Source organism: Leifsonia sp. HAY1-4F, from assembly GCF_056755275.1.
Map to the genome: position 1 here is coordinate 1 of NZ_JBNDHX010000752.1, position 229 is coordinate 229.

The window sequence follows — 229 nt, forward strand, 5'->3', positions numbered from 1 at the left end:
CTCTCCAGGGAGTCGCCGACTTCACCTTCATCGTCCCATTCGGGGGTTTCGTCCTCCGATTCCGGGAGATAGACACTTTCCGAGGAATAGCTAACTGGCAACGTCACCCGGACCGGTGAGGTAGCAACAGTGAAGTGCGCCGCTCCTCCGAGAGAAACAGCGGCAGTCTGCTCGCGATGGCCGAACAGCTCGCTGCAGAAGGCCAGCAGAAGATCCCGCCATTTATCGT

1 protein-coding gene is annotated in these 229 nt (G+C 59.0%); it reads right to left on the reverse strand.

Annotated features, from left to right (window positions below):
* On the reverse strand, positions 1-229 hold a 229-nt coding region (locus tag ACPYOG_RS21210), incomplete at both ends, for a hypothetical protein (protein WP_481296006.1).